Below are 21,990 nucleotides of genomic sequence, written 5' to 3'. Positions count from 1 at the left end.
ACCCTAAGATTAAAGAACGTAAAGCGAATTGACATGGTCACTTGCTTAAGACTTCAAAGTTTTTGAGAAGTCTCCAGCGAGCGCCCACACAAATTATCTGATTATCTATTTTAAAGAGCGTTGACACCGTTGCTTGCTGTTTCCAGTTCGCTTCGCAGTCCGTTGTGGTCTGCCGTGTCAGTGGAGGCGTATAATACGCATCAGGATTTTCAGCGCAAGCACTTTTTGAATTATTTTTAAAAAACATCGAATTTATAAGAGAAAACCGCAAGATTGATTATTTATTGATCACATTCAAGCATTTATCGATCAATAAATAGATAACCACTTACTAAACAAGCCGTCATAACGACTCCCTCCACCTAATCCTCATTAAAAGGGGTCAGATCCCTTAACAGATAGAAGACATTGGAAGCTGATACTTAGAAGGGATCTGACCCCTAAGCCACGAAAGAATGAGCCAATGCCTTAAAAACAAAAAGCCCGCTACGGAAATCAGTAGCGGGCTTTTAGAAAACAAACTCTGGGGTGTGCTAATTAACCACCAACGTAACTTAGCATTACACCAGCGGCTACTGCAGAACCAATTACACCGGCAACGTTTGGTCCCATTGCGTGCATTAGCAAGAAGTTTTGCTTATTTGCTTCAAGACCAACTTTGTTCGCCACACGAGCGGCCATTGGTACGGCTGATACCCCAGCGGCACCGATAAGTGGGTTAATCGCTGTAGCAGAAAATTTATTCATAATCTTAGCCATTAAAACACCCGTTGCAGTACCGATAGAGAAGGCAACCAAACCTAGCGACAAGATACCCAGTGTTTCAATGTTCAAGAAAGCTTCGGCGCTCAGTTTTGAACCCACACCTAGACCTAGGAAAATTGTCACGATGTTGATCAATGCATTTTGTGCCGTATCACTTAAGCGATCCACTACGCCACATTCACGCATCAAGTTACCAAAACAGAACATACCTAGTAGCGGTGCTGCTGATGGTAAGAACATCGCCACTAGAACTGTTACCACAATCGGGAAGACGATTTTCTCGCCTTTAGAGACATGGCGTAGTTGTTCCATTTTGATCGAGCGTTCTTCTACTGATGTCAGCGCACGCATAATAGGTGGCTGAATCAATGGCACCAATGCCATGTATGAGTAGGCCGCTACCGCGATCGCCCCTAGCAATTCTGGCGCCAATCGGCTGGCAACGAAGATAGCCGTAGGACCGTCCGCACCACCAATGATACCAATCGCGGCCGCATCCGCTAAGGTAAAGTCCATGATGCCAAAGGCACCTAGCAATACCGCACCAATCACCGTCGCGAAGATACCAAATTGCGCCGCTGCACCCAGTAGCAGGGTTTTAGGGTTCGCCAACATAGGACCAAAGTCGGTCATGGCACCCACACCCATAAAGATCAGCAACGGGAAAAGACCTGTTTCGATACCACCATGATAGATGTAATACTGCAAACCACCCGGAGACACCATGTGGCCCGTCGCGTCATACACTGGTGCTGCCATAAAGCCAGCACCTGGAATGTTGACCAATACTGCACCAATACCAATCGGCAATAACAATAGCGGCTCAAAGCCTTTTTTGATCGCTAGGAAAACCAACAGCAGGCCAACAACCATCATGATTGCCTGGCCAAGTTCCAGTTGGTATATCCCTGTATCGTGATACAGGTTGAGAAGTTTCTGTTCCATTCTTTATCGACCCACTATAGAGCTAATAGGGCTTGACCAACCTGAACGGCGTCACCCTCTTTTACGTATACAGAAGCTACTGTACCGGCTTTCGGCGCAGAGATTTCCGTTTCCATCTTCATGGCTTCCATGATCATCACAGTTTCGCCTTCTGCAACCTGCTGACCTGGAGATACCAAGACTTTAAAGATGTTGCCGGCCAATGGTGCAGGCACGTCTTCACCGCCACCCGCTGGGGCTGGCGCAGCAGCAGGTGCTGATGCTTGTGGTGCGGCAGCAACTGGCTGGATGTTACTCACATCACCGCCTTCTGATACTTGCACAACAAAGCTCTGACCTGAAACATTGACCGTGTAAACTGCTGGGCCTTCAGCAGCGGCTTTAGGTGCGGCGGCAGGCGCTGCATCTTCTAGTGTTGGAGCAGGCTCAAAGGCCGACGCATCGCCACGATTCTGTAGGAATTTCAAACCGATCTGAGGGAACAAGGCGTAAGTCAACACATCGTCAATTTCGTCCGAGGCAAGCTTAACGCCCTTCTCTTTCGCCAATTCTTTCAACTCAGCAGACAGTTTATCCATCTCTGGCTCAAGCAGATCCGCAGGACGACAAGTGATCGCTTCAGCACCGTCCAGCACACGTGCTTGCAGTTCTTTATTAAACTCTGCAGGTGCCGCGCCGTATTCGCCTTTTAGTACGCCAGCCGTTTCTTTCGAGATCGACTTGTAACGTTCACCTGTCAGTACGTTCAGTACCGCTTGCGTGCCGACGATTTGTGACGTTGGTGTCACTAGTGGGATCAAACCAAGGTCTTCACGTACGCGAGGAATTTCTTCCAGCACTTGGTCAAACTTATCCGACGCACCCTGCTCACGCAGCTGACTTTCCATGTTAGTCAACATGCCACCAGGTACTTGAGCGATCAGGATACGAGAATCCGTACCACGTAGAGAGCCTTCGAATTTAGCGTACTTCTTACGCACGTTACGGAAGTAAGCCGCAATCTCTTCAAGTTTTTCCAGATCTAGACCGGTATCGCGATCTGTACCCTGAAGTGCTGCTACAACTGACTCTGTTGCTGAATGGCCGTAGGTCATCGACATTGATGAAATGGCTGTATCAACACGATCAACACCCGCTTCCACTGCTTTTAGAATGGTCATATCGGACAGACCAGACGTCGCGTGGGCGTGCAGTTGAACTTCTAATTGCGTTTGGTCTTTTAGCTTACCCACCAATTCAAAGGCATCGTATGGCGTCAAAATACCTGACATGTCTTTGATGGCAATCGAGTCAGCCCCCATATCTTCTAAGGTTTTGGCGTAATCGATCCAATTCTGCAGCGTGTGAACACGGCTCTTGGTGTAGGAAATTGTGCCCTGGGCGTGCTTACCTTCAGCTTTAACCGCTTTAATTGCCGTCTCTAGGTTGCGCGGGTCGTTCATCGCATCAAAGATACGGAACACATCAACACCGTTTTTCGCCGCACGCTCAACGAACTTGGAGACCACATCGTCAGCGTAGTGACGGTAACCTAAAAGGTTTTGACCACGTAGTAGCATCTGTTGTGGCGTATTCGGCATCGCTTTTTTCAGTTCACGAATACGATCCCATGGGTCTTCACCGATAAAACGAATACAAGAATCAAAGGTCGCGCCACCCCATGACTCTAGTGACCAAAAACCAACTTGATCCAACTTTTCAGCAATAGGAAGCATATCGTCGATACGCATACGCGTCGCGAACAATGATTGATGAGCGTCTCTTAATACGACATCCGTGATGCCAAGTGGTTGTTTGTTATTTGACATATTGCGGCCTCTAATCGTTTATAGTTGGAATTAACGGTTACGATGTTGATGAATTGCGGCAGTAATTGCTGCAGCAACTTTTGGATCAGTAGCGGAAGCGCTTGCAGCAGAAGCAGAACTTGGCACTGTGGCAGGCTTCTTCGTGACCGGAGCGGCTTCAGGAAAATATCGGTTGATAAATTTCGACATAAGCCCTGTTGCTACAATCAGCAAGCACAGGAACACAAATACGAATCCCATACCTAGCAACAACAAGCCAAGGCCATCGTTAATTAAGTTATTCATAGCACTTTCCATTAAAATCTGAATAATTCAGGGCGCGGTTATCCGTACTCCACAGATGCTGTGATGCACAAAAATTCCCCAATATGCATTCTTTTGTATCACAAAGCATATAGTTTTCATATTTTTTTGCTTGGATGTTGACAACGTGAACTTGCTCAATTGCGCCACACCTAATCAATCACCACCGGATATCATACTGGCGGTCGCACCAATGGAAGGTGTCATGGATCATACAATGCGGACACTTTTATCGCGTGTCGGAGGCATGGATTACCTGGTCTCGGAGTTCGTCCGTGTCACCCAACGACGGGTTCCTGCCGCCTCTTTAAAACGCTTGGTGCCTGAATTAAACCAGCACGCGCAAACCCCTTATCATCATCCAGTTCACCTACAGCTACTGGGCTCCAATATGGAAACCATGGCGAACACGGCAGCCGAAGCCGGTGCTGCCGGCGCCACGCATGTGGATTTGAATTTTGGCTGTCCAGCTAAGCGCGTCAACGGCCATGGTGGCGGCTCGTTTATGCTACAAGATCCAGAGCTTTTATACGCGGTGGTGCAAGCTGTTCGCAACGCTCTGCCAGACCATATACCACTATCGGCAAAGATGCGTCTCGGCTATTTAGATGAAAGTTTATTTTTCGAAAATCTAGATGCCATTGAGCAAGCTGGGGCTAGCACACTCACAATCCATGGCCGCACCAAGAAAGATGGCTATGGGCCAGCGGCACGCTGGGAAAAGATTGGCGAAGCCGTTAAACGCTCAACTATGACGATTATCGCCAATGGCGACATTCAAGATCGTGATTCATTAAATCGTTGCCAAGCCATTACCGGGTGCACGCATTTTATGATTGGTCGCGGCAGCCTCAGCAACCCCTTTATATTTCGTGAACTCAAGGGTGGCCAGCAGGGCTCGCTGGAAGAATTGTTTTTACTGATCAATGGCTATATCGATGAATTGCTAGAGCACTATGACGACTTTGCAACACTGGGTCGCATTAAACAGTGGAGCGCTCACTTACGCCGCGACTGGCCCGTCATTGCCGACAATCTAAAAGCCATCCGTAGCACGCAGCATACCGACGAACTAAAAGCTTTAATGCAAGCCATACAAAATTAATAACTGAATAATTGGGAAGTAACGTTAGACAGGATGTCTTAAGGAAAGTTAAATGGCGCATCCGAGAGGATTCGAACCTCTGACCGCTCGGTTCGTAGCCGAGTACTCTATCCAGCTGAGCTACGGATGCACATTTAAAAATGGCGGAGAGCGAGGGATTCGAACCCTCGATGAGTTTCACCCCATACTCCCTTAGCAGGGGAGCGCCTTCGGCCACTCGGCCAGCTCTCCGTCGATGTGTTGCGTATTATGAATAGTCGTAACGACAAACGCAACCCATATGTCTGTAAGTTTTTAAAAAAATCTTAATAAAAACAATCAGTAGAGATCTAAAGCTCACACGCCGCCAAGAAAAATGCAAAGCGAAAGAATCAGTAACTTGATAAATATGAGGAAAACTTTAGAACTTACTTAGAAAGGAAGTAATGGCGCATCCGGGAGGATTCGAACCTCCGACCGCTCGGTTCGTAGCCGAGTACTCTATCCAGCTGAGCTACGGATGCGTAACTACTTGTATGATATTTTAGATGGCGCATCCGGGAGGATTCGAACCTCCGACCGCTCGGTTCGTAGCCGAGTACTCTATCCAGCTGAGCTACGGATGCATATCTAAAATTTTCACGATTAACTAAAAGGATAGTTTTAGCTAATTTAACTTGTCTCTTGTTTTAAATGGCGCATCCGAGAGGATTCGAACCTCTGACCGCTCGGTTCGTAGCCGAGTACTCTATCCAGCTGAGCTACGGATGCACAGCACATTTAAAATGGCGGAGAGTGAGGGATTCGAACCCTCGATGAGTTTCACCCCATACTCCCTTAGCAGGGGAGCGCCTTCGGCCACTCGGCCAACTCTCCGTAACAAGTGCGGCGTATTATAGAGACCCCATTTGTTATGTAAAGACTTTTTTTAAAAAAAATTTAATCTTCTGAAGATTGGTCGTCTTGCTCTTTCTGAATGCGAAGATAAATTTCTTCACGGTGTACAGAAACATCTTTCGGTGCATTGATACCGATACGTACTTGGTTACCCTTTACACCCAATACAGTCACTGATACTTCATCACCAACCATTAGAGTTTCACCAACGCGACGAGTTAAAATAAGCATAACACTTCTCCTTTATAATCCTTGTGAGATGTCAGAAACCCCTTACCCTTTTGTAGGAATTCCCTTACAAGGTGAATTGTAGCCGCTCTCTTGATTCGAATCTATACAACTTAACCATGAACTTGTAGAAAAGTGTTACGCTTCGCAAACACCTGCATTGGGTTCGTTAAGTTTAAATGCCGAATGTAATGCACGAACAGCTAGTTCCATGTATTTCTCATCAATTATGACAGATACCTTAATCTCGGATGTGGAGATAAGTTGGATATTAATTGACTCTTCTGCCAAGGCTTTGAACATACTGGTCGCCACCCCTGCATGAGAACGCATCCCCACTCCGACAATAGATACTTTAGCGATTTTATCGTCAGAAAGCACTTCCTTAGCTTTTAGTGCTTTGGCGACCAAGTCTAGCACCTTAAGCGCCTTATCGTAGTCATTGCGATGCACGGTAAAGGTAAAATCCGTTGTCCCATCCATCGAAACGTTTTGGACAATCATATCCACTTCAATATTGGCATCACTTACTGGACCTAGAATCTTTGAAGCCACACCCGGTACATCCGGCACCCCTTTGAGCGTTAGCTTTGCTTCATCTCGGTTAAACGCAATACCAGAAACCGCTGGCTGTTCCATAGAAACCTCTCCATCAGTAGTAATAAGCGTGCCCTCCCCTTCAACAAAACTTGAAAGCACACGCAGTGGAACTTGATACTTACCGGCAAACTCAACAGACCGTATCTGCAAGACTTTGGAGCCAAGGCTCGCCATCTCAAGCATTTCTTCAAACGTAATTTTTTCTAAGCGACGGGCACTGTCCACGACGCGGGGATCGGTGGTGTAAACGCCGTCCACGTCGGTATAAATTTGACACTCATCGGCTTTCAGCGCTGCCGCCAGCGCCACCCCAGTGGTATCCGATCCACCGCGGCCAAGAGTGGTAATGTTGCCAAGCTCATCGGCTCCTTGGAACCCTGCCACGACCAATACCTTGCCGTCATCCAAATCGGCACGCATGGATTCGGTATCAATGTCTTGGATACGCGCCTTACCGTGGGCACTGTCTGTGGTAATACGTACTTGGCTACCAGTGTAAGACTTTGCCTGCAAACCACGCTGCATCAGCGCCATGCTTAACAAGGCAATCGTCACTTGCTCACCGGTGGATAGGAGAACGTCCATTTCACGGGCATCAGGAGCCGCCTGAATGCTTTTCGCCAACCCAATCAGTCGGTTGGTCTCACCGCTCATGGCCGACACCACCACGATGATGTCGTCTCCCTGTTGCTTGTGTTTCAAGACACGATCGGCCACCGCTTCAATACGCTCCACTGAGCCTACTGAGGTGCCGCCATATTTTTGCACTAACAATGCCATATTACGTCATCCCAAATAAAAAGCGCCCCAGAGGGGCGCGTATTACTTAACTATACTCGTTCTTTGACCCAGTCAGGAACGACAGCCAGCACCTCTGCAACACCCTCAGGCTTACTACCACCTGCTTGTGCCATGTCAGGACGACCACCGCCGCGACCATCCACGTAAGGGGCCGCCATCTTGATCAGGTCACCTGCTTTAACCTTAGACGTTAATTCTTTGGTTACGCCAGCAATCAGGCTGACTTTGTCGTCGTTCACGGCCGCCAATAGGATCACCGCTGACTCAAGCTTGCTCTTCAGCTCGTCCAGAAGGTCACGTAAGCCTTTTGGATCGTCGATCTCAACTTGCGCCACCAACAACTTGCCGCCGTCAATGTCTTCAGCTTGAGATGCCAAGTCCGCACCCGCTTGTGCCGCCAGCTTAGATTTCAGCTGATCGATCTCTTTTTGTAGCGCGCGTGCTTGATCGTTTAGTGCAACCACTTTATCTAACGCAGAATCTTTACTTGCTTTGAACAGACCAGCGATTTGCGACAAAGACGCATCCGTTTGACGCGTTACATCAATCGCAGCTTTACCCGTTACCGCTTCGATACGACGAACGCCCGCTGCGATACCGCTTTCTTGAACGATCTTAAATAGACCAATATCACCGGTGCGCTTAACGTGCGTACCACCACACAATTCGATGGAGTACTCAGAGCCCATGGTTAGTACACGAACCTCGGCTTCGTATTTCTCACCGAACAGTGCGTGAGCACCTTTCGATTTCGCCGCTTCAATGTCCATGATTTCGGTAACGGTTTCGTGGTTTAGTCGAATTTGCTCGTTAACGATATCTTCTACTTGCTCAAGCTCAGCTGGTGTCATGCCTTCAAAGTGAGAGAAGTCGAAACGTAGACGCTCTGGATCATTCAAAGAACCTTTCTGCAATACATGATCACCTAGTACACGGCGTAGTGCTTCGTGTAACAAGTGTGTTGCCGAGTGGTTTAGAGCGGTGGCATTACGCAGTGACTTATCAACTTCTGTTGTGACCACGTCACCCACTTTTAAAGTGCCTTCACGTACTTCAACGTGGTGTAGATGCACCTTGCCTTGCTTAGTGGTGTTGCTTACTTTTACAGCAGCAGGGCCACGGAACCAACCTTGGTCACCCACCTGACCACCTGACTCACCGTAAAATGGTGTTTTCTCAAGGATCACTAGACCTTTCTGGCCTTCTTGTAGCGCGTCAACGGACTCGCCATCGACAAGAATTTGCTCTACAGGGCTGTAACCTTCTAGGTGTTTGTAACCGGTGAATTCAGTTTGACCGTCAACACTAACCGAACCCGACATATCCATACTGAAGTTACTTGCTGAACGAGCACGGGCACGCTGCTCATCCATTGCCGCTTCAAAGCCTGCTTCGTCGATTTCAAGACCCGCTTCACGCGCCACATCGTTGGTTAAATCCGCTGGGAAGCCGTAGGTGTCATACAGTTTGAAGATGGTCTCACCAGGGATAGTTTTGCTATCGCCTAGGTTTGAGATGGCTTCTTCAAGAATACGCATACCTTGATCCAGTGTTTTCGCGAACTGCTCTTCTTCTTTCAAAAGAATCGACGCGACACGGTCAGCCAGTTTACGTAGCTCAGGGTAAGCATCACCCATTTCAGCATCTAGCGCGGCAACCAATTTGTGGAAGAACGGCTGTGTCTGACCCAGTTTGTTACCGTGACGTACTGCACGACGGATAATACGACGTAGTACATAGCCACGGCCTTCGTTCGAAGGCACCACGCCATCCACGATCATGAAGGAACATGAACGAATGTGGTCAGCAATAACGCGTAGCGACTGAGAAGACAGATCTTCTGTACCTACCGCTGCTGCAGACGCTTTGATTAGATTTTGGAACAGGTCGATTTCGTAGTTTGAGTGCACGCCCTGCAAAATCGCCGCGATACGCTCAAGACCCATCCCCGTATCAACAGATGGCTTAGGCAGATTCGCCATAGTGCCATCAGCGGAACGGTTGTATTGCATAAATACAACGTTCCAGATTTCGATGAAACGGTCGCCGTCTTCTTCTGGAGACCCTGGAGGCCCACCCCAAATATGCTCACCGTGATCGTAGAACACTTCTGTACATGGACCACAAGGACCGGTATCACCCATCGCCCAGAAGTTATCAGAAGCGTAGCGTGCACCCTTGTTATCGCCGATACGAATGATTTTTTCCTCTGGTACGCCGATCTTGTCTTTCCAGATCGCGAACGCTTCGTCGTCTTCTTCGTAGACGGTTACCAGAAGCTTGTCTTTTGGCAAGCCAAGTACACCGGTTAGGAATTCCCAAGCGTAAGAGATGGCATCGTCTTTGAAGTAGTCACCGAAGCTGAAGTTACCCAACATTTCAAAGAATGTATGGTGACGCGCTGTGTAACCTACGTTTTCAAGGTCATTGTGCTTACCACCGGCACGCACACAACGCTGAGACGTCGTGGCACGCGTGTAAGGACGCTTATCAGCACCTAGGAATACATCTTTAAATTGCACCATGCCCGCGTTGGTAAACAACAAGGTCGGGTCATTGCCTGGAACCAGTGAGCTGGATTCCACGATCTGGTGCTGCTTGCTTTCAAAGAAAGACAAAAAGGCTTGGCGTAACTCAGAACTCTTCATAATTGGATGAGACTCTATCTCTATAAATATCTGGCAAATTAAACAGCACGACTGTCTTAGCAATAAGACCGCTACAGTGCTTTAGAAAGGTAGAAAATAGTACACGCAAACGGCGTAGTTGATCAAAACCTAAAAAATGAATTTCGTTAGTTTTTGATCAAAAATAGCGATTTGATGGTGCTTTATCACCATCAAATCGTGTAAAGAAGGGTCAGACGGCGGTTATTCTTCACCCTGGTAGACAAAATGTGGCCGTGACGTCATACGCGTGACCAGCTCATAGCCAATGGTCCCCGACCAGTAAGCGACTTTTTCCACTGGCACGCCATTGCCCCAGAGCACCACCTCATCACCAATTGCGGCAGGAACAGAGCTCTCTGTTACCCGTTTCGCGGTAATCATATCCATCGACACGCGACCAGCCAATTCGGCAGGTTTGCCGTTAATTAGCATCGGCGTACCGTGATCTGCGGCCCGAGGGTAGCCGTCACCATAACCTACCGCCACCGTTAGCAACTGATGATCCGCAGCGGCCTGATAGGACAAGCCATAGCCGACCTTATCACCGGTGCTCACTTGGCGAACTGAGATCACTTTGGAAGTTAACGTCATGGCTGGCTTCAAACCTAACTCCACCCCACTCACTTCTGCAAAGGGGGAGATGCCATAGAGCATGATCCCAGGGCGAATCCAACCACCTTCGGGGACGCTCCACTTCATAATCGCCGCGGAATTGGCGACACTGGCTTCAACCTTACCAATCAGCTGACGGGTTTGCTCAAAATACGCCAGTTGCTTCATAGTCGTCAGGTCGGCTAAATCGTCGGCACACGCAAAGTGCGTCATCAACAGCACCTCTCCGACCAAACCGGAATCACGCAGGGTCTGCACGTATTCAGCGGCGGTTTCTTTGTTAACGCCCAAACGGTGCATGCCGCTATCCAGTTTCACAAAGACTTTTTCAACGGGTTTCCCTAGCGTTAGCAAGCTCTCCAGCTGCATGCTGTTTTCCAACGCGGTCCAGAAGCCCTGCTCAGCACACAGCTCCCATTCGGCCGGCTCAAAAATGCCTTCCAGCAACATAATGGGCGATTCGATCCCCGCTTCACGCAGCTCCAGCGCTTCTTCAATAGAAGCCACCGCGAAGGCGTCGGCATCCCCCTCAAGATATTGCGCAACACGCACGGCCCCATGGCCATAGGCATTGCTTTTTACTACCGCAAAAGCCTTGCATGTTGGGTGCAATTGTTTTGCGTATCGATAATTTGACAGGATCGCCTCTAAATCGACGGTCGCTGTAAGTGGCCTTGACATCTATGCCCCTTAGTTTGCGTAACGTTGTACAGCTAGGCTGGACGAATCAATCGCCGTTGGCTCGCCTGCTATGATATCAGCAATAACGGCTGCTGAGCCGCAACTCATGGTCCAACCTAATGTGCCATGTCCCGTGTTGAGGTACAGTCCCTTGATTGAGGTGGCACCGATGATGGGCGTGCCATCGGGTGTCATTGGACGCAGTCCAGTCCAATACTCTGCCTCAGTCAGATCTGCGCCTTGTGGAAAGACATCGCCGACCACATGAGCAATGGTGTCTGTTCTGGCTTTTGGCAAATCAAGATTATAGCCCGCTAGCTCTGCGGTGCCGGCAGCGCGGATACGATCGCCAAGGCGAGTGACCGCTACTTTATAGGTTTCATCCATAATCGTCGATGTCGGCGCGAATTTGGCATCACTAATGGGTACCGTTAAAGAGTAACCTTTGACAGGGTAAATCGGTACATTAATGCCTATCACTTTAAGCATTTCTTTCGAATAGCTGCCTAAGCAGACCAACAGCTGCTCACACGCTACATCCCCGTCGCCAGTCGCCAGCGCTTGAACCTTACCCTGCTCCACCACAAGCTTAGTAATATTGGTGTTGAACTTAAACTGCACGCCTAAGCTTTCGCACTGTTTTTTCAACGCCTGACAAAACATAAAACAATCGCCCATCTCATCGCCCGTCAGACGCAAACCGCCTTTAAACTTATCAATCACTGGGGCCAAACCAGGCTCCACTGTTAAGATCTCTGTAGGGTTCAAGACTTGGTGCGCGACCCCTAAAGATTTGAGTACCTTGATGTCCTTCTCAGAGCTTTCCACCTGAGCATCGCTGCGGAACAGCTGTAAAGTACCACCTTGACCATCATCGTATTGAATGCCGATGTCGTTACGCAGATCGATAAAACAATCACGACTGTATTCAGCCAGTGCCATCATGCGTGACTTATTGGTGTTGTATTTGGCAGCAGTACAGTTACTCAGCATTTGCGACATCCAAGCGATCTTTTTCAGCTCCAATTCTGGGCTGATCTTAAGCGGCGAGTACTTTTCGAACAGCCACTTGACCGCTTTCAATGGTACCCCTGGAGCCGCCCAAGGCGCCGAGTAACCAGGGGACACCTGACCGGCATTGGCAAAGCTGGCTTCCAATGCCACGTCAGCTTGACGATCAATCACAGTCACTTGCATGCCTTTCTTCGCAAGATAATAAGCCGATGTCAGACCAATAACACCTGCGCCCAAAATACAAACTTTCATAGCAAACCTCTACAGAAGAATTATTCGCTATTTTTGCAAAAGAAAACCAAAATATCTTACTATTTAAATGTAAATATGTAGAGATAAAAACTATAAAATAAACATTAAGAAGAATTTAATATAAATTCATAATTCAATCATTTCAGCTATAATCATTTTCATTTTATTTAGGATCAGACATGTCGGAGCAAGACGCGAGAAATTACGCCTTATGGCTACTCGGTGCGCGCGAACACTCCACCAAAGAGTTGCAACAAAAACTGGCACGAAAAGGCTATGAGCAAGACGCGATAGATAACGCAATCCATTATTTACTGGAGTTGAACTATCTTAGCGACGAGCGTTATGCCGAAGCATTTAGCCGCAGCAAAGCCGCTAAACCCCTTGGCAAGCAACGCATTTTGAATGAACTGCGTATGAAAGGCATTCCTGAGCAGATGGCTAAGCACGCGCTGAACTCACTGGAGGTGGACTGGTTTGAATTAGCGCTTGAGCTGAAACAACGCAAATTCGGTAACGCCGTTGAAAAAGACTTCAAAGCGCGTGCGAAACAGACACGCTATCTGGTCTATCGTGGTTTTAGTTTTGATGAAGTCAAATATGCCACAGAATGGTCTGAAGAAGATTAAGACATAAGTGAGTTGAGGTAGCGCTCTTCCATATTGACGTAGTTGATTTGCAGCGTCTCAATTTTCATATCGAGCTCCTTGATGCGCTGCTGCAACACCTGAATGGCTTCGCCATCGTCGTGGGTTGCCGACAGCTGCTCAAGTAAGCGAATCTTCTCTTCTTCAAGCTCACTGTTTACTTCCCGTAAGTTGCGCAGCTCTTCTTGCTCTTGAGTGGACAAAACGGGCGGTTCGGCTCCTCCTTGTTGCTGGCGCGCTAGCAGCTGCTCATGCTCAAATTTCTCCTTTTCAAGATCACGCTCCAAAACACTGACGTACAACTCGGATTCATTGACCAATTGTTGCAGGGTCGCCAACTTCTCACTTTGCTGGGTTTCAAAGTCACTAAACTCCGCCGACAAAGGCACTTTATCCATAAAGTCGACGATAGCATCGACCGAACTCTGTTCACGGGCAATCGCCGCCTGCGCTTTCAGCTTGGTCTCTACGCCCTTGGCTCGAAGCGCCGCATCTTTGACTTTTAATGCCTCTTCTCGTTTCCGACGATCAACATTTAAGTTGTATTTGATGGTTTGCAAACTTTCCAGCTTTTGCTCCAAAGCTTTGATCACCTTATTGCTCTCCAATAAGCTTTTTTCAAAGCGAGCACAGGCGATATCGCATTCGGCGATGTAATCCTGCTGCCCCGCACTGGCGCTGCGTAATGTCTTTAAACGCTCCTTTAACTCCGCAATCACCTGTGCACGATAGTCAGCAAGGTGCTGTAACTCATGCACTTTTTCGTCCAGCTCATTTTTAATTGGCGAGAGAAAGCTGTCCGAAGAGACGCTACCTAAAAACTCCGAGAGCATCTCCATATAGACCTTATCCTGCTCTTCTTGAGTATCCACTTGCTGCTTTAATTGCTCCGCCATATCAAACAAGCTGGCCAGCTCCTCGCGCACTCCAGCGAGCTCTTTATCGAGCCTGACTTCCGCTTGCAAGCGCTCTTGCAACTGCTCCAATTTAAGGTTGAGATTCGCGGTGATATTGACCTGCTCAAACACCGACTCACTGGTGGTTTGAACAATCTTGTTGAGATGCTTAAGCAATTGATTGCTGACAGTCAGTTGTTTTAACAAGGCATCAATTTCTTGGGCATGCTTGAGTTGCTCTAACACAAATTCAAATTGATCGAGATAATCTTCGAAGTTGGCATCTTGTTGCTGTAAAAGAATACGCTCTATGTTCAGGAAGGTCTGCCAGCAGCGTAATGTCAGATCGTCTTCTCCCACCGCCCGCTGCTGCTCCAGTAACTCTTGGCAAAAGACCAATTGCTGATCAATCAGCTCTAACCAGCGCTCAGTTTGTGAAACAGTGTCGTCAACCACCACCTCGGCATCTGCTCGGTCGTCCTCGGAGTCGTCCAACGCGCTTGTCTCAGACGCCTGCGTGCGCCGGACATGCCAATACCAGCCAGCACTGATCGCCAGCAGCACAGCAGATACGCCAGAGGCACTAACGAGCATCCAAAACAAATCCATGCAAAGTCCCGAGTTTCTAGTGATTTCACCCTAGAATAGTCGCTAATAAAAAGCGACACCATAGGCCTTACGCTTTTTAACAGTTGGGGCACTGTACGTCAGCGTCCCAACATCAGGACGACCTCTATCACACTTACCAGAACAGTACCGCAATGACGCTGAGTAAGGCGATACAGGCAATATTCAAGATAAAGCCGACACGCATCATTTCGCTCTGCTTAATATGTCCCGAAGCAAACACAATCGCATTGGGCGGTGTTGCCACGGGCAACATAAAGGCACAAGAAGCCGAAATGGCAATCAGCACGGCCAGAATCACCGGTGACACACCAAAGGCTTCCGCCAAGGCACTAAACACGGGAATCAACAAAGCAGCACTGGCGGTATTACTGGCAAACTCGGTCAAGAACACCACAAACGCCGCAATCACTAGGATCACCATCACCAAGTTAAAGTCGGCAATTAGGGCACTGAGCTCATTGGCAAGAAACATACTGGCGCCCGTCTGCTTCAGCACATTGCTTAAACAGATACCGCCACCAAACAACAGCAATACTCCCCAATCTGCGGTTTTCTCAATATCTTTCCACTTCGCTGTTCCAGAGAAACAAATCAAGATAATGGCCCCTAGGGCAATAATGGTGTCAAAACTCTTAATACCTCCCAGCATACCGTTAATGGGTTTACTGAAAATCCACAGAAATACCGTCAAAGAGAAGATCGCTAAGGTCAGCAGTTTGCCGCGGCTCCATTCAATCTGCGCCACCTGCAACTCAAAGTTGCCACGTAGGTCCGGTTTTAACACCAAATATAAGATCGCCACCGCCACAGGCAGCATCACCACGGAGACAGGTAGACCAAACATCATCCAATCGCTAAATGACAACCCGACTTGCGCCGCGGCAATGGCATTTGGCGGACTCCCAACAAGGGTCGCAATACCACCAATGCTGGCACTGTAGGCAATGCCTAACAGCACAAACACGTAGGTGCGGTGGCCACGCTCTTCATCCACCTTACTCAGTAGGCCCAGTACCAGCGGTAACATCATCGCCGCGGTCGCGGTGTTACTGATCCACATAGACAACAAAGCCGTGACGCCAAACAGCATAAACACCGCCACACTCATACTACCGCGCGCCAACAGTAAGACTTTATCGGCAATGACTTTATCCAAGCCTTGCACACGCATCGCTGCAGCGAGGGCAAAGCCCCCTAGAAATAGGTAAATCGTGGCGTTTGAAAAGTTATGCAGGGCCGTCTGGGTATCAAACACGCCAAATAACACGGCCACAACAGGCACTAGGATCGCGGTCACGGTGACATGCAAGGCTTCGGTCAGCCACAGCACTGCAATAAACACCAATATGCTAAGGCCTAAGACAATATTGGGCTCAAATGGCAGGGTGTTGTATAACACAGCAAACAGAATGACATCCGCTAACACAATCCAGCTCTTGGCATTAAAGAGCCCTGTTGGCGGTGTGTTTTGTATCGTTGAAGCATCATTTGGATTCATTATTATATTTCCTTATCGAGGCAATCATCACCATAGCGCTCCATCCGAGCGCCATGTAGAGGCATGAGGATGATAGTCCAAACCCTAAGCAGCCTGGCAACATGGGATAACGGAAAAATATGTCAGTTCAGCTAGCGTTTTGCTGCAAAACAATAGATTCCCAACAATAAAAAGCATAAAGATAGCTTTCTCTACGCATTTAGCCCCTTTCAGGCATAAAAAAAGCAGCCCTAAGGCTGCTTTCTCTGAAGCTTCTTATCTGAATTAAAAATCCAGTTCTTCGCTTTCTAGCGCATCAGCAGCGTCCGCAGACTCTTCTGATTTCTTCGTTTTGGTCAACAAGGCTTCGCGAATCATGCCTTCGACTTCTTGGGCAATCGCTGGGTTGTCGGCTAGGTATTGCGCCGCGTTGGCTTTACCTTGGCCAATCTTATTACCGCCGTAGGCGTACCAAGCTCCCGACTTATCAATGAAGCCTTGCTTCACGCCCAAGTCGATGATTTCACCCATGCGGTAGATACCGGCACCGTACATGATTTGGAACTCTGCTTGTTTGAATGGTGGCGCAATCTTGTTCTTCACCACTTTCACACGGGTTTCGTTACCGATGACTTCGTCACCCTGCTTCACCGAACCAATACGACGAATGTCTAGACGAACCGAGCTGTAGAATTTCAGTGCGTTACCACCAGTTGTGGTCTCAGGCGAACCGAACATCACACCGATCTTCATACGGATCTGGTTGATGAACACAACAAGACAGTTAGCGTGTTTGATGGAGCCTGTCAGTTTACGCATCGCTTGTGACAATAGACGCGCTTGCACACCAACAGAAGAGTCACCCATTTCGCCTTCGATTTCAGACTTAGGTACCAGCGCTGCGACCGAGTCAACGATGACTACATCAACACTGTTTGAACGCACCAGCATGTCACAGATTTCGAGCGCTTGTTCACCCGTGTCTGGCTGAGACACCAATAGTTCACCGATGTTGACGCCTAGTTTTTCCGCGTAAGATGGGTCAAGCGCGTGCTCCGCATCGATAAAGGCACAAGTTTTACCTTGCTTCTGCGCTTCAGCGATGACGCTTAGCGTCAGCGTTGTTTTACCAGAAGATTCTGGACCATAGATCTCACAAATACGACCGTATGGCAGACCACCCGCCCCCAAGGCGATGTCCAAGCCAAGTGAGCCAGTTGAAACGGTTTCGATGTCTAATTTCGCACCTTCACCCATTTTCATGATGGCGCCTTTACCAAACTGACGCTCGATTTGTGAAAGCGCTGCGTCTAACGCTTTTTTCTTGTTGTCTGCCGTGGAAGCCATATTTCAATCCTAAGTGGTATATCCGTAGATTTAAACTGAGCTTAATGTAGCGCGTTTTAAAAAGACGCTCAAGAAAATACTGTATAAAAACACAGATTTTTATTTTGTCTGCTCTAAAACACCTTGTAGCGCTCGCGCCACCGTCTCACGACGAATCGCGCGACGCGTACCTTCAAACTGACAGCGCTCGACTATGGCTGGCTGCCCTTTCACCTGCCAACCAATGTACACACAGCCCACTGGCTTAGTGACACTGCCACCACTTGGGCCGGCGACACCACTGACGGCCACCGCCACATCACCACCAAGCGCCAAGGCACCGGCACACATTTGCTGTACCGTCGACTCACTCACCGCGCCCTCGGTGTTAAGCGTGACATCGGAAACGCCTAAGCCATCGACTTTGGCTTCATTGGCGTAGCTGATCACGCCGCCATAAAACCACTCCGAACTGCCCGCTAACTCAGTGCAGTAAGCACCAATCAAACCACCAGTACAGGACTCAGCGGTGACCAGCATTTGCTGGCGTTCTGACAAGCGCTGTGCCACTTGTTTCACCAAGTCTTTAAGGAATTTTTCTTGAACCATTGTGTTCCCTTAAATATCAATAAATTATGCCTTAGAATATCGGCCCTGTTTCATCCATACAACGTGAGCCTTCACATGAGCCAATCAGACAAAGACAACCATACCCCCATGATGCGCCAATATTTTGGCCTCAAGTCACAGCACCCCAATCAGATGCTGTTTTATCGCATGGGTGACTTCTATGAGTTGTTCTACGACGACGCCAAACGCGCGGCCGAATTGTTAGATATTACGCTTACGGCTCGGGGTCATTCTGGCGGTAAACCGATTCCTATGGCAGGCATTCCCTTCCACGCCGCAGAAAACTACATCGCCCGCCTTGTTCGTATGGGTGAATCGGTGGTGATTGCTGAACAAGTGGGCGACCCAGCGACCAGCAAGGGCCCTGTAGAGCGTCAAGTGGCGCGTATTGTGACACCCGGCACCATCAGTGATGAAGCGTTCCTTGAGGAAAAACGTGAAAACTTACTGTTATCTGTCGCTCACGTACAACGTAAAGGCCTCGATGTGTTTGGCTTCTCTTACCTAGACATGGCCAGCGGCCGTTTCTGTGTGTTTGAAGTCGATGGCCACGAAGCGCTCGCCAGCGAGTTACAGCGTTTATCACCAAAAGAGATTCTCCTATCGGAGGACTTCCCTGCCCGCGATCTGATTACCCTTGAACGGGGGGTCAGCGAACTGGGCCCTTGGCATTTTGACTTTGAATCCAGCTACCGTCAGCTGATTCAGCAATTTAACACCAAAGATTTATCTGGCTTTGGCTGCGAAGCTCTGACGGCAGCGATTGCCTCAGCTGGCGCCTTGCTACAGTACGCCAAAGATACCCAACGCTCAGCACTGCCGCATATTCAAGCCATCAGTGTTGAGCAACGTGATGACTCAGTTCTGATCGACGGCGCCACCCGTCGTAACTTAGAAATCGATCAGAACCTCAACGGCAGCACCAGCAACACCTTGATGAGCGTGATTGACAGCTGTACCACGCCGATGGGCTCGCGCTTGCTAAAGCGCTGGTTACACACCCCGATTCGCAAGCTTGAAGAAATTCACAGCCGTCAACATGCGGTGCGTGACCTGATGAACAACTTTGCCTTTGAAACCCTGCAAAGCACCATCAAGGCCGTCGGTGATATGGAGCGAATTTTATCTCGTGTGGCACTGCGTTCCGCTCGTCCTCGTGATTTAGTCCGCCTACGCATGGCACTGGAAACCATGCCCGAGCTGCGCCGCATTCTAAATGAGATGCCAGAAAATGTTCGTCTTTCACAACTACACGATCGTCTAGTAGAACAACCAGAGCTAACGGACGAATTAGCACGCGCTTTAGTGGAAAACCCACCTGCGGTGATTCGTGATGGCGGCGTCATGGCTCAGGGGTACGATGAAGAACTGGATGAACTGATTTCTCTTTCCACCAACGCCACCGATTACTTGGCCGAGGTAGAACGTCGTGAAAAAGAGCGCACAGGTATTGCCTCATTAAAAGTGGGCTACAACCGAGTGCACGGCTACTACATTGAGATCAGTCGTTTGCATTCCGATATGGCGCCGACGGAATACGTACGCCGCCAAACATTGAAGAATGCCGAGCGTTTTATCACCCCAGAACTGAAAGAGTTCGAAGACAAAGCCCTTAGTGCCAAATCGAAAGCCTTAGCCCGTGAAAAGCAACTGTACGAGCAATTACTAGATAAGCTAAACGCTGTGCTAGGCCCACTGCAGACCGCCAGCCAAGCAGTGTCTCAGCTGGATGTGCTGGCGTGTTTTGCCGAACGTGCCAACCGTTTAAGCTTTTGCTGCCCTGAAGTGCACAACCGTGGTGGCATCGCTATCCAAGCGGGACGTCACCCGGTGGTGGAGTCGGTTATTTCAGATCCTTTTATCCCGAATGACTTAGACCTGCACGAGGGTCGCAGCCTGTTGATGATCACAGGTCCGAACATGGGTGGTAAATCCACCTATATGCGCCAAATCGCCATCATCAGCTTGCTCGCTCATACGGGTAGTTTCGTACCGGCTGAGTCAGCATCGATTTCCGTGGTCGATCGTATCTTCACGCGCATGGGCTCTTCGGACGATCTGGCAGGTGGTCGCTCAACCTTTATGGTGGAAATGACGGAAACGGCCAACATTCTCAACAACGCGACCAAAGATAGCTTGGTACTGATGGATGAAGTCGGCCGTGGTACCAGCACCTTTGATGGTTTGTCGCTGGCTTGGTCAGCGGTGGAATACCTTGCCAATGAGCTGGGCAGCTATGTCTTGTTCGCCACGCACTATTTCGAGCTCACCACATTAGCGGAGCGTTTACCGAATGCCGCCAACGTTCACCTAACCGCCACCGAGTACGAAGACGAGATCGTCTTTATGCACCAGGTACACGATGGTCCAGCGAGCCAGTCATACGGTCTGCAAGTGGCACAGCTAGCCGGTGTTCCAAGAAGTGTGATTCTCGAAGCCCGTCAGAAATTGGGCGAACTGGAAGGCGAGCGCGTGGCGCAACCGATTAGTGTCCAAGATGCGCCTATTGCCGCACCAGAGGTGCAACCACAGCCTATGCCATCAGCCGCCAGCCAACCCGCAGCAGCGCCACTGCAAGTGGATATGTTTGCCGTGGACGAAGCCAGCCAACTAAAAGAGGCAATTGCTGCGGTTGATATAGACAACACCACACCGCTGGAAGCGCTTAATCTATTGCACAAATTGAAAAGTGGTCTGTAGCTGCATAAGCTAATATCAGAAAGTTTAGAGGGACAGCCAATTGTCCCTTGCCGCTTTGCGCCCTATGCCACTAAAATACTGGCAAAATTTTGAACTGATTCTAGGAGAAGTCGAATGGCTTTCATCGTTACTGACAACTGTATCCGTTGTAAATACACAGACTGTGTAGAAGTCTGCCCTGTAGATTGCTTTTACGAAGGCCCAAACTTTCTAGCAATTAACCCAGACGAGTGTATCGACTGTGCTCTTTGTGAACCAGAATGTCCTGCGGCAGCGATCTTCTCTGAAGACGAGCTACCAGAAGGCCAAGAAGTATTCGTTGAGCTAAACCAAGAACTGTCTTTGATCTGGCCAAACATCACTGAGCAAAAAGACGCTCTTCCTGATGCAGCCCAGTGGGACGGTGTGGAAGACAAGCTTGAGTACCTAGAGCGCTAAGCTTGAAATACTTGAAAAGAAGCAGCTTCGGCTGCTTTTTTTATGCCTGCAAAAGGCGTTTGATAAATAGCTGGCAAAGAAAAGGGCAGCCTAGGCTGCCCGTTTTGTTGCTTTAGTCCGTTAAAGCGCTCGTTCCTTGAGTGTGCGATTCCGTCGCTGTCAGTCCGTAACTTGCCATCTTGGCCTGTAACTCAAATCCGTCGAGTTAGTTTGTCCTGTCAAAGTCCGTCTTTGAGTGATCCTCACTCGATTCCTGTTATCCCACAAAGCCTCTTGCTTTGCTGCACGTCTCTGTGCTGTCTCAGTCCATGAGTTCCGTTTGGATAAGTTAAATGTACCCTATTTTGAGCAAGATGCAACGTCTAACAAAAAAACCAAAAATAGAAATTTATTCAATAAAATCATATAGATAGAAAATTTCACTGGGTAAATTTCTATTATTCCGCAAACATTAGCGAAACACCCTACACTCTTGTCAGATTTGCCTTACAAAACCACCACCAACGACCACAGATATGGGTGCCTCTGGGGCTGGTTTGTAGCGCTCAGTGAGCGTTAAAAACAAAAAAGGGTAGCCTAAGCTACCC

At 48.8% G+C, this 21,990-nt stretch carries 16 protein-coding genes and 6 tRNA genes; 4 read left to right on the top strand and 18 right to left on the bottom strand.

What is annotated here, in order from left to right; all coding sequences use genetic code 11:
- Nucleotides 1–537 precede the first annotated feature (537 nt).
- From MAQ5080_RS13990 to MAQ5080_RS13980, 3 genes are read right to left on the bottom strand one after another with little or no spacing between them, the layout of a single operon-like run.
- Nucleotides 538–1,710: a sodium ion-translocating decarboxylase subunit beta gene (locus tag MAQ5080_RS13990; RefSeq protein WP_067213476.1), complete on the bottom strand. Its 1,173-nt coding sequence runs from the start codon at nt 1,708–1,710 to the stop codon at nt 538–540.
- 14 nt (nt 1,711–1,724) lie between these two features.
- The gene (gene oadA / locus MAQ5080_RS13985; protein ID WP_067213479.1) at nt 1,725–3,518 is read right to left on the bottom strand and encodes a sodium-extruding oxaloacetate decarboxylase subunit alpha; all 1,794 of its coding nucleotides are present in this window, start codon (nt 3,516–3,518) and stop codon (nt 1,725–1,727) included.
- Between the two features lie 30 nt (nt 3,519–3,548).
- Nucleotides 3,549–3,803: an OadG family protein gene (locus tag MAQ5080_RS13980; RefSeq protein WP_067213481.1), complete on the bottom strand. Its 255-nt coding sequence runs from the start codon at nt 3,801–3,803 to the stop codon at nt 3,549–3,551.
- 211 nt (nt 3,804–4,014) lie between these two features.
- Between MAQ5080_RS13980 and MAQ5080_RS13975 the strand changes: the two genes are divergently transcribed.
- Complete coding sequence (locus MAQ5080_RS13975; protein ID WP_067213483.1) at nt 4,015–4,926, top strand: tRNA dihydrouridine synthase; 912 nt, start codon at nt 4,015–4,017, stop codon at nt 4,924–4,926.
- Nucleotides 4,927–4,979: 53 nt separating this feature from the next.
- On the opposite strand, the gene MAQ5080_RS13970 is transcribed toward MAQ5080_RS13975, so the two are convergent.
- The 11 genes from MAQ5080_RS13970 to MAQ5080_RS13920 all read right to left on the bottom strand — a co-directional run bounded on the left by MAQ5080_RS13970 (nt 4,980) and on the right by MAQ5080_RS13920 (nt 12,659).
- Nucleotides 4,980–5,056: transfer RNA gene (locus MAQ5080_RS13970), tRNA-Arg, on the bottom strand.
- A gap of 11 nt (nt 5,057–5,067) precedes the next feature.
- A tRNA-Ser gene (locus MAQ5080_RS13965) sits at nt 5,068–5,157 on the bottom strand.
- Between the two features lie 195 nt (nt 5,158–5,352).
- Nucleotides 5,353–5,429, bottom strand: a tRNA-Arg gene (locus MAQ5080_RS13960).
- A 25-nt stretch (nt 5,430–5,454) separates the two neighbouring features.
- Nucleotides 5,455–5,531, bottom strand: a tRNA-Arg gene (locus MAQ5080_RS13955).
- Between the two features lie 68 nt (nt 5,532–5,599).
- A tRNA-Arg gene (locus tag MAQ5080_RS13950) sits at nt 5,600–5,676 on the bottom strand.
- A gap of 15 nt (nt 5,677–5,691) precedes the next feature.
- Nucleotides 5,692–5,781, bottom strand: a tRNA-Ser gene (locus MAQ5080_RS13945).
- 63 nt (nt 5,782–5,844) lie between these two features.
- Nucleotides 5,845–6,033: a carbon storage regulator CsrA gene (gene csrA / locus MAQ5080_RS13940; protein ID WP_067211923.1), complete on the bottom strand. Its 189-nt coding sequence runs from the start codon at nt 6,031–6,033 to the stop codon at nt 5,845–5,847.
- A 135-nt stretch (nt 6,034–6,168) separates the two neighbouring features.
- Nucleotides 6,169–7,410 (bottom strand): aspartate kinase, encoded by a 1,242-nt coding sequence (locus MAQ5080_RS13935; RefSeq protein WP_067211926.1) that lies wholly within the window; start codon nt 7,408–7,410, stop codon nt 6,169–6,171.
- Nucleotides 7,411–7,460: 50 nt separating this feature from the next.
- A complete protein-coding gene (gene alaS, locus MAQ5080_RS13930; protein WP_067211929.1) occupies nt 7,461–10,079 on the bottom strand; it encodes an alanine--tRNA ligase in 2,619 nt (872 codons plus the stop codon).
- Nucleotides 10,080–10,301: 222 nt separating this feature from the next.
- Nucleotides 10,302–11,393, bottom strand: a complete 1,092-nt coding sequence (alr, locus tag MAQ5080_RS13925) for an alanine racemase (RefSeq protein WP_067211932.1) — start codon at nt 11,391–11,393, stop codon at nt 10,302–10,304.
- A 9-nt stretch (nt 11,394–11,402) separates the two neighbouring features.
- Nucleotides 11,403–12,659 carry a D-amino acid dehydrogenase gene (locus MAQ5080_RS13920; protein ID WP_067211935.1) on the bottom strand — a complete coding sequence of 419 codons (1,257 nt, stop codon included), beginning with the start codon at nt 12,657–12,659 and terminating at the stop codon, nt 11,403–11,405.
- Between the two features lie 179 nt (nt 12,660–12,838).
- Here MAQ5080_RS13920 and MAQ5080_RS13915 point away from each other — a divergent pair, with 179 nt between their 5' ends.
- Entirely contained in the window at nt 12,839–13,288 is a 450-nt protein-coding gene (locus MAQ5080_RS13915) for a regulatory protein RecX (protein WP_067211937.1), read from the top strand.
- On the opposite strand, the gene MAQ5080_RS13910 is transcribed toward MAQ5080_RS13915, so the two are convergent.
- The 4 genes from MAQ5080_RS13910 to MAQ5080_RS13895 all read right to left on the bottom strand — a co-directional run bounded on the left by MAQ5080_RS13910 (nt 13,285) and on the right by MAQ5080_RS13895 (nt 18,244).
- Nucleotides 13,285–14,811, bottom strand: a complete 1,527-nt coding sequence (locus MAQ5080_RS13910) for a coiled-coil domain-containing protein (protein ID WP_067332982.1) — start codon at nt 14,809–14,811, stop codon at nt 13,285–13,287. The genes MAQ5080_RS13915 and MAQ5080_RS13910 overlap by 4 nt on opposite strands.
- A 133-nt stretch (nt 14,812–14,944) precedes the next feature.
- Complete coding sequence (locus tag MAQ5080_RS13905; protein WP_067211943.1) at nt 14,945–16,330, bottom strand: SLC13 family permease; 1,386 nt, start codon at nt 16,328–16,330, stop codon at nt 14,945–14,947.
- Between the two features lie 264 nt (nt 16,331–16,594).
- Nucleotides 16,595–17,656 carry a recombinase RecA gene (gene recA, locus MAQ5080_RS13900; protein ID WP_067211946.1) on the bottom strand — a complete coding sequence of 354 codons (1,062 nt, stop codon included), beginning with the start codon at nt 17,654–17,656 and terminating at the stop codon, nt 16,595–16,597.
- Between the two features lie 99 nt (nt 17,657–17,755).
- The gene (locus tag MAQ5080_RS13895; protein WP_067211950.1) at nt 17,756–18,244 is read right to left on the bottom strand and encodes a CinA family protein; all 489 of its coding nucleotides are present in this window, start codon (nt 18,242–18,244) and stop codon (nt 17,756–17,758) included.
- 75 nt (nt 18,245–18,319) lie between these two features.
- Between MAQ5080_RS13895 and mutS the strand changes: the two genes are divergently transcribed.
- On the top strand, nt 18,320–20,965 hold the full coding sequence (gene mutS / locus MAQ5080_RS13890) for a DNA mismatch repair protein MutS (protein WP_067211953.1): 2,646 nt from the start codon (nt 18,320–18,322) through the stop codon (nt 20,963–20,965).
- 114 nt (nt 20,966–21,079) lie between these two features.
- Nucleotides 21,080–21,403 (top strand): ferredoxin FdxA, encoded by a 324-nt coding sequence (gene fdxA / locus MAQ5080_RS13885; RefSeq protein WP_067211954.1) that lies wholly within the window; start codon nt 21,080–21,082, stop codon nt 21,401–21,403.
- The last annotated feature ends 587 nt before the right edge of the window (nt 21,404–21,990 follow it).

The sequence above is a fragment of the Marinomonas aquimarina genome (assembly GCF_900089755.1).
Lineage (GTDB): Bacteria > Pseudomonadota > Gammaproteobacteria > Pseudomonadales > Marinomonadaceae > Marinomonas > Marinomonas aquimarina.
This window is presented reverse-complemented; position numbering and strand designations above follow the sequence as displayed.

Excerpts from the sequence above, each read along its gene's own strand:
- MAQ5080_RS13990 (WP_067213476.1), bottom strand. The coding sequence starts at position 1,710 with ATGGAACAGAAACTTCTCAACCTGTATCACGATACAGGGATATACCAA.
- oadA (WP_067213479.1), bottom strand. The coding sequence starts at position 3,518 with ATGTCAAATAACAAACAACCACTTGGCATCACGGATGTCGTATTAAGA.
- MAQ5080_RS13980 (WP_067213481.1), bottom strand. The coding sequence starts at position 3,803 with ATGAATAACTTAATTAACGATGGCCTTGGCTTGTTGTTGCTAGGTATG.
- MAQ5080_RS13975 (WP_067213483.1), top strand. The coding sequence starts at position 4,015 with ATGGAAGGTGTCATGGATCATACAATGCGGACACTTTTATCGCGTGTC.
- csrA (WP_067211923.1), bottom strand. The coding sequence starts at position 6,033 with ATGCTTATTTTAACTCGTCGCGTTGGTGAAACTCTAATGGTTGGTGAT.
- MAQ5080_RS13935 (WP_067211926.1), bottom strand. The coding sequence starts at position 7,410 with ATGGCATTGTTAGTGCAAAAATATGGCGGCACCTCAGTAGGCTCAGTG.
- alaS (WP_067211929.1), bottom strand. The coding sequence starts at position 10,079 with ATGAAGAGTTCTGAGTTACGCCAAGCCTTTTTGTCTTTCTTTGAAAGC.
- alr (WP_067211932.1), bottom strand. The coding sequence starts at position 11,393 with ATGTCAAGGCCACTTACAGCGACCGTCGATTTAGAGGCGATCCTGTCA.
- MAQ5080_RS13920 (WP_067211935.1), bottom strand. The coding sequence starts at position 12,659 with ATGAAAGTTTGTATTTTGGGCGCAGGTGTTATTGGTCTGACATCGGCT.
- MAQ5080_RS13915 (WP_067211937.1), top strand. The coding sequence starts at position 12,839 with ATGTCGGAGCAAGACGCGAGAAATTACGCCTTATGGCTACTCGGTGCG.
- MAQ5080_RS13910 (WP_067332982.1), bottom strand. The coding sequence starts at position 14,811 with ATGGATTTGTTTTGGATGCTCGTTAGTGCCTCTGGCGTATCTGCTGTG.
- MAQ5080_RS13905 (WP_067211943.1), bottom strand. The coding sequence starts at position 16,330 with ATGAATCCAAATGATGCTTCAACGATACAAAACACACCGCCAACAGGG.
- recA (WP_067211946.1), bottom strand. The coding sequence starts at position 17,656 with ATGGCTTCCACGGCAGACAACAAGAAAAAAGCGTTAGACGCAGCGCTT.
- MAQ5080_RS13895 (WP_067211950.1), bottom strand. The coding sequence starts at position 18,244 with ATGGTTCAAGAAAAATTCCTTAAAGACTTGGTGAAACAAGTGGCACAG.
- mutS (WP_067211953.1), top strand. The coding sequence starts at position 18,320 with ATGAGCCAATCAGACAAAGACAACCATACCCCCATGATGCGCCAATAT.
- fdxA (WP_067211954.1), top strand. The coding sequence starts at position 21,080 with ATGGCTTTCATCGTTACTGACAACTGTATCCGTTGTAAATACACAGAC.